We start from the raw sequence: 8,377 nt of genomic DNA on the forward strand, positions 1-8,377 counted from the left end.
GCGGGCTGATTCAGAGAAACAAAGCTGCTCCATGGAAGCTGATTTCGGCATGAAGGCGCTTTCGGTTGCTTTAAAGAAAGGGACGGTAAAACCGAGAGTCCTGTTCTGCGGGGCGGCTGTCCTGCCGCCTTATTTCCCGCAGAGAAAGCGCAGCGCATCCACATAGCCCCGCAGCCCTTGGCCCTTAATGGTTTTCACGCAGGCGGAGCGAATGTAGGAGGTGGCGCGAAACGGCTCCCGGGTGTCCGGGTCGGAGATGTGAACCTCCACAGTGGGAAGGCCAACTGCCTTTACAGCGTCCAACAGCGCTACGCTGGTGTGGGTATAGGCGGCGGGGTTGATGACAATGCCGTCCATTACGCCGTAAGCCCCCTGGATGGCGTCCACCAGTGCCCCCTCGTGGTTGGACTGGTAAAATTCCAGCGAAACGCCCAAGGTGTCCGCCTCCTTTTGCAGCATGGAGCAAAGATCATCGTAGGTTTCGTGGCCGTAAATCTCCGGCTCCCGCACGCCCAGCATGTTCAGGTTAGGTCCGTTGAGAATCAGAATCCGCACAAAAATCCCTCCATATGGCGGCGGCGGACCCCGCCGCGCTGCCGTTGTTGTCGATGAGTACATCCCGGAACCGGCGATACAGCGGCGCGCGCTCTGCCGCCATGGCGGCAAGGTCCGCGCCCTGCGACAGGGGACGGCCCGCCGAGGGCAATTTTTCTATGGCCCGGTCAAGCTGATAAATGCGGCCGTTCTGGTGGAGAAGTCTGTAATTTTCTGCATCTTTCACAATTCCGCCGCCGCAGATGATAATTTTCCCGCTTTCGGCGCCAAAGCGCGCCGCCGCGTTTTGCTCCAGCGCCCGGAAGGCCGACTCCCCATCCTCGGCGAAGATGGCGGGAATGGATTTCCCGGCGGTCTTTACAATTTCTGCGTCCAAGTCCACCGCGTCTCGCCCTGTCAGCTCCGCTAAGGCCACGCCCACAGTGGATTTGCCGCAGCCCGGCATCCCAATCAGGACAATATTTTCCATCTTCTGGCGCAGCAGGGTCAGAATCCGCCGAGTTTCGGCGGGGGCAATCCTCCGGTTGAAGAAAAGCTCCTCTGCCGCGATGGCCTGCGCCACCAGCATGGGAAGCCCGTCGGAGCAGAGAAGGCCCAGCGCTTCGGCCTGAAGCAGTAGCGCGGTCCTGCGGGGGTTGTAAAGCACGTCCAGCACGCCCCGGCAGGCGGGAAAGCGTGTAAGATCCACCGCCGCTTCGCCGTTGTTGGGATACATGCCAACCGGCGTGGTGTTCACCACGATTTCTCCGTCGGCGTGGCGGCTGAGGTTCTCATAGTTGTCCGGGCCGCTGCGGGTGATAACCGCAATCTCGCTGGCACCTGCCGTCCGGGCGGCGGCCTGCGCGGTGAGGGAGGTTCCCCCGCCGCCGAGAATGATCACCTTGCGGCCTTTCATGTCCACCCCCGCAAGGGATGCCATGTATAAAAAGCCGATAATGTCCGTGTTCCAGGCGTGCAGTTTCCCGTCCCGGCGGACGATGGTGTTCACACTGCCAATCTCCCGGGCGGCGGGGTCGATCACGTCGCACAGGGGCATCACGTCCCGCTTGTAGGGAATGGTGACGTTCAGCCCGCCGATGTCGGGCCGGGAGAGAAATTCGGAAAGCCCGCGGGGTTCCAGCTCAATGAGCCGGTAGGCTCCGTTACCCGCCGCCGCATGGATGGGGACGGACCAGCTATGGCCCAGCGTCCGGCCAAGTAAGCCGTAGATCCTCTCGGGCATGGCTTATACTTCCGAATAGTTGCCAAGGAAGTGGAAGCTCTGGCTGCTCCGCTCAATCTCCTCCAGCATGGGGAGCACCGCCGGGTCCTTGACCGAAGCCTCCAGTTCAATGAAAAAGATGAACTCAAAGTTTCGGCCCGTCACGGGGCAGCTTTCCAGCTTCGTCATGTTGACGCCAAGAGCGGCGGGCTTGGAGAGAATGTCGTACAGCGCGCCGGGCTTGTTTTCGCAGGCGATAATCAGGCTGATGCGGTCGGCCCCGGCATAAATGGCAGGTTCCTTGGTAATGCAGATGAAACGGGTGTAGTTGTTGTCGCTGTCCTGCACGTCTTCGTTCAAAACGCTCAGACCATATAGCTCTGCACAGGCGTGGGAGGATAGCGCTGCCACATGCGGGTCCTTCCGCTCTGCCACCAGCTTGGCGGCGGTGGCCGTGTTGTCGAAGGGAATTACCCGCACACCCGATAGACTCTCCAGAAAATGGCCGCACTGGCCGATGGCCTGCGGATGGGAATAGATTTCCGTCAGCTCGTCGGCCTTTGCGCCGGGAAGGCCCAGCAGCTCGTGGCGGATGCACAGCCGTGTGCTGCGCACAATGGACAGGCGACGGCGCTGAAGCAAATCATACACCGCCCGGACGGAGCCGTTGGAGCTGTTTTCAATGGGCAGCACGCCGAATCGGCACAGGCCGGACTCCACGGCGGAAACCACTGCTTCAAAGCTCTTTACATAGACGATGGTTCCCCGGGGCAGAAGACGGTCGCAGGCTGCCTGAGAGTTGGCGCCCTCCATACCCTGACAGGCAACAAGACCCGTCTGGGGGAAGACCTCGGCCCCGGCCGCAAGAGACGCCCTTATCTGCGCCCCCACCTGCGTAGGCGCGCTGAGCAGCTCCGCCTGCCGGGCGCAGGAGAGGTGAAAGAGCGTGGTGAAAAGCTGATGGGCGTAGCGCTCCTTGTCTCCAGCCTCCGCCGCCACCCGGGCAAGAATCTCCCGTTCTCTCGCGCGATTGGAGATGGGAAGCCCCTGCTCGTTTTTAACGGCGGCCACGTGTTCGGAAAGCTCCATGCGCCGGAGAAAGAGCTTCAGCAGCTCTTGGTCCACCGAATCGATTTGTCCGCGAATTTCTGAAAGTTCCATAGGAAAGGCCTCCTTATCAATTTTGCTCTAAAAGAATGTCCAGCAGCACCGTGGCCACGGCGGCTTCCACCACGGGGACGGCCCGGTGCGCCACACAGGGGTCGTGCCGCCCCGATATGACCAGCTCCGTCTCCTCCATGCGGTTAAGGTCCACGGTCTGCTGCGGCTTGGAGATGGAGGGGGTAGGTTTGAATGCCGCCCGCAAGGTCAGGGGCATCCCGTTGGTAATGCCGCCTAAAATACCGCCGCTGCGGTTGCGGGTGGTTTCCACCCGCCCGTCATGGATACAAAAGGGGTCGTTGTTCACGCTGCCCCGCAGTGCGGACGCTTCAAATCCAGCGCCGAATTCCACGCCCTTCACGGCGGGAATACCGAACAGCACCGCCGCAAGGCGGCTTTCCATTCCGTCAAACATCGGCTCGCCCAGTCCGGCGGGCAGGCCCGCGGCGGCGCATTCCACCACGCCGCCAACGGAGTCCCCCTCTTGTGCGGCGGCCATAATGGCCCCCTGCATCCGCTCACCCCGGGCGTCGTCCAGCACGGGGAAGGGCTTGGCGGCAATTTCTTCAAACAGAGATGGGGCGGGCAGGAGAGGGAAGGAAACGTCCGTTTCCTCCTCTACGGAAAAAAGGTGCGCCCCAACATAGATGCCACGCCGGGCCAAAATCTGCTTGGCAATGCCGCCCACTATGCACAACGGCGCGGTGAGACGGCCCGAAAAGTGGCCTCCGCCCCGCATATCCGCCTGACCGCCCCATTTGACCCACGCGGTATAGTCCGCGTGGCCGGGGCGGGGCGTATCCGCAAGAGCGGCATAGTCCGAGGAATGCTGATCCCGATTTTGAATCACTGCGCAAAGAGGAGAACCGCAAGTCACGCCGTCCTGAAGGCCCGAGAGAAATTCGGGCGCATCCGTCTCTTGCCGGGAGGTGGAAAGGGCGTTTTGCCCGGGCCGGCGCCGAGCCAGAAAACGTGCAAGCTCCTCCAGATCCACTCGCTCTCCGGCGGGAAGACCGTCTGCCACCACGCCAATGGCTTTTCCGTGGGACTGGCCGAAGATACTCACATGCAGGCGGTTTCCAAACTCAGACGACATGTGCGTCACCTCCCAGCGCCAAATAGTCCTCAAAAAACGAAGGGTAGGATTTGTTTACCGCCTCGGCCCCCAGAATCGTGACAGGACCGGCGCAGCACGTGGCGGCGATGGCCGCCGCCATGACAATGCGATGATCGCCCGCCCCGTCCACCGCGCCGCCGGAAAGGCGGGAAACGCCGTGGACTGTGAGACTGTCCGCCCCATCCTCGGCGTTGCCCCCAAGGGCGCGGAGCAGGGCGGCGGTGGTTTTCAGCCGGTCGCTCTCCTTCAGGCGGAGCCGGGCGGCGTTGGTAAACCGGCAGATTCCCTGCCGTGCCGCCGCCATCACTGCCAGCGGCGGCACCAGATCGGGACAGCCGGACACGTCGATCTCCACATCGCCGGGCTGGGAAAGCTGAACGGCGTATTCCGCCGCCACCCGGTCGCCCTGAGAGGATTTGGGGTCCAGCCCCTCAAGCCGAAGGGTACTGCCCAAGACGTTTGCGGCATACCAGAAAGCGGCTTGGGACCAGTCGGCCTCCACCGTGGCGTTAAATGAGTGAAACCGTCCGGAGGAGACCGTCCAACGCCGCTGGGCGGGCTGGCTGAGTACGCGGATTCCGGCGGCCCGCAGGGCCTCCACGGTCATGGCAATGTAATCGACGGATTCCGGCTTTGTAGAGGAAACAATCACGCTGTCCTCCTTCAGAAGAGGGAGGGCAAACAAAAGCCCTGTAAAAAATTGGCTGGATACGTCGCCTGGAAGGCTGTATTCCCCGCTTTTCAAGGCTCCCCGCACCGTCAGCACACCATTTTCCATGGAGTGTGCGATGCCTTTTTCGTCAAACAGGTCAAAATACGGCGCTTGGGGCCGTTCCATCAGCCGCCCTCTGCCGGTAAACGCGCCGCTCCCGGCTATGGCAAGCGCAAGAGGGATAAAAAAGCGAAGGGTGGAGCCGGATTCTCCGCAGTCAAATCGGGGCGTCTTGTCGGTGGGGACAATCGGACCGCAGCCGTGGATACGGAGAGAAAAAGGCCCCGCCTGTTCCCATGAGCAGCCCAAAGCTTCCACGCAGCGGAGGGTGGCCTCAATATCCTGCGACAGAGCCACGTTATGAATGATGCTGGTGCCCTCCGCCAAAGCGGCGGAAATCAGCAGACGGTGAGCCATGGACTTGCTGGGGGGCGGCGTAACCGCGCCGCGCAGAAGGGCTGGGCTAATATGCATATCCATTTCAGCGATCCTCCCATCCGGCGGCGAAAATAGACTCCAGTTCCCCCACGGGAACGGACTTCATCTCGCATTTGCCAATTTTCCGGGGTATAACCAGAGAAATTTTCCCACCCCGGCGCTTTTTATCCGCAAGCGCGGCCCGGGCCAGCGCGGCGGGGGAATAGTCCGTCCCGGTGGGCAGATTGTTTCGCTGTAAGGTGGCGCAAATGCGCGCCGCGCAGGGCTCATCCACCCAGCCAAGGGCTTCGGAGGCCCGGGCGATGATGGCAAGACCCGCCGCCACGGCGTGACCGTGGCGAATGCCGTATGCGCTGCACGCTTCAATGGCGTGCCCGGCGGTGTGGCCCAGATTCAGCGTCCGACGCACACCGTTGTCCAGCTCGTCCTGCTCCACCACGGTGGCCTTAAAGGCCACGCAGCGGGTGATAATTTCCTTCAAATTGCGGGAAAGATCGTCCGTGTCCGTCAAAGTGAACAGTGCTTCGCCGGAGAGCACGCCGGTTTTAATTGCCTCGGCTGCCCCATCCGCCAGCTCGGTGGGGGAGAGGGTTTGCAGGCAATCGGTGTCGCACACCACGGCGGAGGGCTGGAGAAACAGTCCCGCCAGATTTTTTCCATGGCGCAGGTCCACGGCGGTTTTTCCACCCACGGAGGAATCCACCGCGGAAAGCAAGGTGGTGGGAAGCTGAATAAATTTCACGCTCCGGAGATAGCACCCGGCGGCAAAGCCCGCCATGTCGCCGCACACGCCGCCACCAAGAGCCACCACGCAGTCGCTGCGGGTGAGCTGCTCCGCTGCCAGAAATTCAAGGATTTCGGAGAGGGTGGAGAGGTTTTTGTGCTCCTCCCCGGCGGAGAAAACGTGGGCGCAGACGGAAAAGCCTGCCGCCCGAAGGGGTTCCTCCACCCGGGCAAGGTAGAGCTTTGCCACTGTGCTGTCTGTGACAATGGCGGCACGGCAGGGGGTCAGCGCCCCTGCGGCCAGCTCGCCGCATTGGGTCAGAAGTCCCGGGCCGATAGACACGGTGTATTTTGGCTTGGTGTTCACCAAAATGGTTTGAATTGTGGATTCCATAGCGTCCTCCCATGGGATGGGCGGTTCCTCACAAAAAGGGGCGGAGCCGCGCCGTCAGATTTTTCGGCAAGCCGAAGCGGGGCCGGATAGGCTCAGTTTCCGCCGACGGTGGCCTTCAGGTCCCGGCCCTCCCGAAGCAGGCGGAGCAGGTATTCCGTGTCCCGGCCTTTCAGCGCGTCCAGATATTCATTCAGATGTCCGATGAAAATATCCAGCTCATCTGTGAGATAGTCGGCATTATCCATGAATAGCTCGGTCCACATCGCTTCATCCAGCCGGGCCACGCGGGTCATATCCCGAAAGCTGCCTGCGGAAAAGCCACGGCGCTTCTGGGCTTCAGGAGACTTAACATAGGCGCTGGAGGCGACATGGGCAAGCTGGGAGGTATAGGCGATGATGCGGTCGTGCTCGTCAGGGTCGGAAAAGGTGAGGCTGGCAAAGCCCACGTCCAGGAAAAAGGCTTTCAGCGTCTCCAAAAGCTGCATGTCCGTCCGCTTGTCGGGGGTGAGAATCATGGAGGCCCCATCGTACAGCCGGTCGGAGGAATTTACAAAGCCGCCCCGCTCCAGTCCAGCCATGGGGTGGCCCCCGATATAGGCAAAGCCGCATTTTTCCGCAAGAGGGGCGATTTTGCTCACCACTGCCCGCTTCACGCCGCAAAGGTCCACCAGAATGGCGGATTTGGAGATGCGTTCTGCATGAGTTTCCACCCATCCAACTGCCGCAACCGGGCGGACGGCGGCCAGAAGCAAATCGCATTGGGGGATATTATCCTCGGTCAGCGCCCCGTCAATCGCGCCGCACAGACGGGCGAGGGTCATTGTCTCCGCGTCCGTGTCAATACCCCAGACGGTGTGAGCTGTGCGGGCCTTGATGCTTTTGGCCATGGAGCCGCCCATCAGGCCCAGTCCGATAATTCCGACGTTCATAAGGCTCAGCCCTCCAGCTCTGCGCAGAAGGCGTGCATTTTGTGCAGCTTCCGGGCCAGCACGTCGAAGGTGTCCGGCTTGAGAGACTGGGCCCCGTCGCACAGGGCGTGGGCGGGATCGTTGTGCACCTCAATCAAAAGGCCGTCCGCCCCGGTGGCCACCGCGCCCACGGCAAGGGTGGGCACCAGCCAGCTTTTGCCGGTGGCGTGGCTGGGATCGATGATGATGGGGAGGTGAGAAAGCTTGCGCAGCACGGGAATACAGGCCAAATCCAGCGTGTTGCGGGTGTATGTCTCAAAGGTGCGCACGCCCCGCTCGCAGAGAATCACGTTCTGGTTGCCGCTGGCCATGACATATTCGGCGCTCATCAGCCATTCCTCATAGGTGGCGGACATGCCGCGCTTGATCATAATGGGTTTGTCCAGCTTTCCAACCTCCTTGAGCAGGTTGAAATTCTGCATGTTCCGTGCGCCGATCTGGATCACGTCCACATCCTCGAACAAGGGGATCTGGGAAATGTCCATCAGCTCGGAGACGATAGGCAGGCCCGTCTCCTGCCGGGCCGCCTTTAAAATCTCCAGACCGTCCGCGCCAAGGCCCTGGAAAGAGTAGGGAGAGGTGCGGGGCTTGAACGCGCCGCCCCGAAGCATAGTGGCCCCGCTGGCTTTCACGGCCCGGGCGATGGCGATGACCTGCTCCTCGCTCTCCACAGAGCAGGGACCGGCCATAATGGTCAAAGTACCGCCGCCAACTTGAGTATTGCCTACCTTTACCACGGTGTCCTCGGGATGGAACTTGCGGTTGGCGTTTTTGTAAGGCTCCTGCACCCGCTTTACATCCTCCACGATATCCAGCGCCGAGAGGAGATCAATATCCAGTCGGGAGGTGTCGCCCACCAGACCCAGAATGGTGTGGGACTCGCCAAGGCTGGTGTGGATGGTGATGCCCTTATCCTGAAGCCAGCTAATGAGATTCTCAAGCTGCTCGCGGTTGGGATTGCTTTTCAGAATGACGATCATGATGGGTTCCTCCTTAAAATTGGTACAAAAAAGACCCGCAGCCGATTAGGCTGCGGGTCGTTTATGTACTGATATGGGTCCGACAATATCAGCCACACACACACTCGTTTTCAGCCCAACCAAAATAA

At 61.1% G+C, this 8,377-nt stretch carries 8 protein-coding genes; all 8 read right to left on the minus strand.

What is annotated here, in order from left to right; translation table 11 throughout:
* Nucleotides 1-129: 129 nt before the first annotated feature.
* The 8 genes from aroQ to aroF all read right to left on the minus strand — a co-directional run bounded on the left by aroQ (nucleotide 130) and on the right by aroF (nucleotide 8,249).
* Nucleotides 130-555: a type II 3-dehydroquinate dehydratase gene (gene aroQ, locus B2W96_RS00255; protein ID WP_293007363.1), complete on the minus strand. Its 426-nt coding sequence runs from the start codon at nucleotides 553-555 to the stop codon at nucleotides 130-132.
* Nucleotides 527-1,777 carry a shikimate kinase gene (locus B2W96_RS00260; protein WP_293007364.1) on the minus strand — a complete coding sequence of 417 codons (1,251 nt, stop codon included), beginning with the start codon at nucleotides 1,775-1,777 and terminating at the stop codon, nucleotides 527-529. The genes aroQ and B2W96_RS00260 overlap by 29 nt, the downstream gene beginning before the upstream one ends.
* Nucleotides 1,778-1,780: 3 nt before the next feature.
* Nucleotides 1,781-2,917: a bifunctional chorismate mutase/prephenate dehydratase gene (locus tag B2W96_RS00265; RefSeq protein WP_293007366.1), complete on the minus strand. Its 1,137-nt coding sequence runs from the start codon at nucleotides 2,915-2,917 to the stop codon at nucleotides 1,781-1,783.
* 16 nt (nucleotides 2,918-2,933) lie between these two features.
* Nucleotides 2,934-4,013 (minus strand): chorismate synthase, encoded by a 1,080-nt coding sequence (aroC, locus tag B2W96_RS00270; RefSeq protein ID WP_293007368.1) that lies wholly within the window; start codon nucleotides 4,011-4,013, stop codon nucleotides 2,934-2,936.
* On the minus strand, nucleotides 4,003-5,226 hold the full coding sequence (locus B2W96_RS00275) for a 3-phosphoshikimate 1-carboxyvinyltransferase (protein WP_293007370.1): 1,224 nt from the start codon (nucleotides 5,224-5,226) through the stop codon (nucleotides 4,003-4,005). The genes aroC and B2W96_RS00275 overlap by 11 nt, the downstream gene beginning before the upstream one ends.
* 1 nt (nucleotide 5,227) lies before the next feature.
* Nucleotides 5,228-6,301, minus strand: a complete 1,074-nt coding sequence (aroB, locus tag B2W96_RS00280; protein ID WP_293007372.1) for a 3-dehydroquinate synthase — start codon at nucleotides 6,299-6,301, stop codon at nucleotides 5,228-5,230.
* A 92-nt stretch (nucleotides 6,302-6,393) separates the two neighbouring features.
* Complete coding sequence (locus B2W96_RS00285) at nucleotides 6,394-7,230, minus strand: prephenate dehydrogenase (protein ID WP_293007374.1); 837 nt, start codon at nucleotides 7,228-7,230, stop codon at nucleotides 6,394-6,396.
* Between the two features lie 5 nt (nucleotides 7,231-7,235).
* On the minus strand, nucleotides 7,236-8,249 hold the full coding sequence (gene aroF, locus B2W96_RS00290) for a 3-deoxy-7-phosphoheptulonate synthase (RefSeq protein WP_293007376.1): 1,014 nt from the start codon (nucleotides 8,247-8,249) through the stop codon (nucleotides 7,236-7,238).
* Between the last annotated feature and the right edge of the window lie 128 nt (nucleotides 8,250-8,377).

Source organism: Oscillibacter sp. UBA6647 (genome assembly GCA_002455655.1).
Lineage (GTDB): Bacteria > Bacillota > Clostridia > Oscillospirales > Oscillospiraceae > Oscillibacter.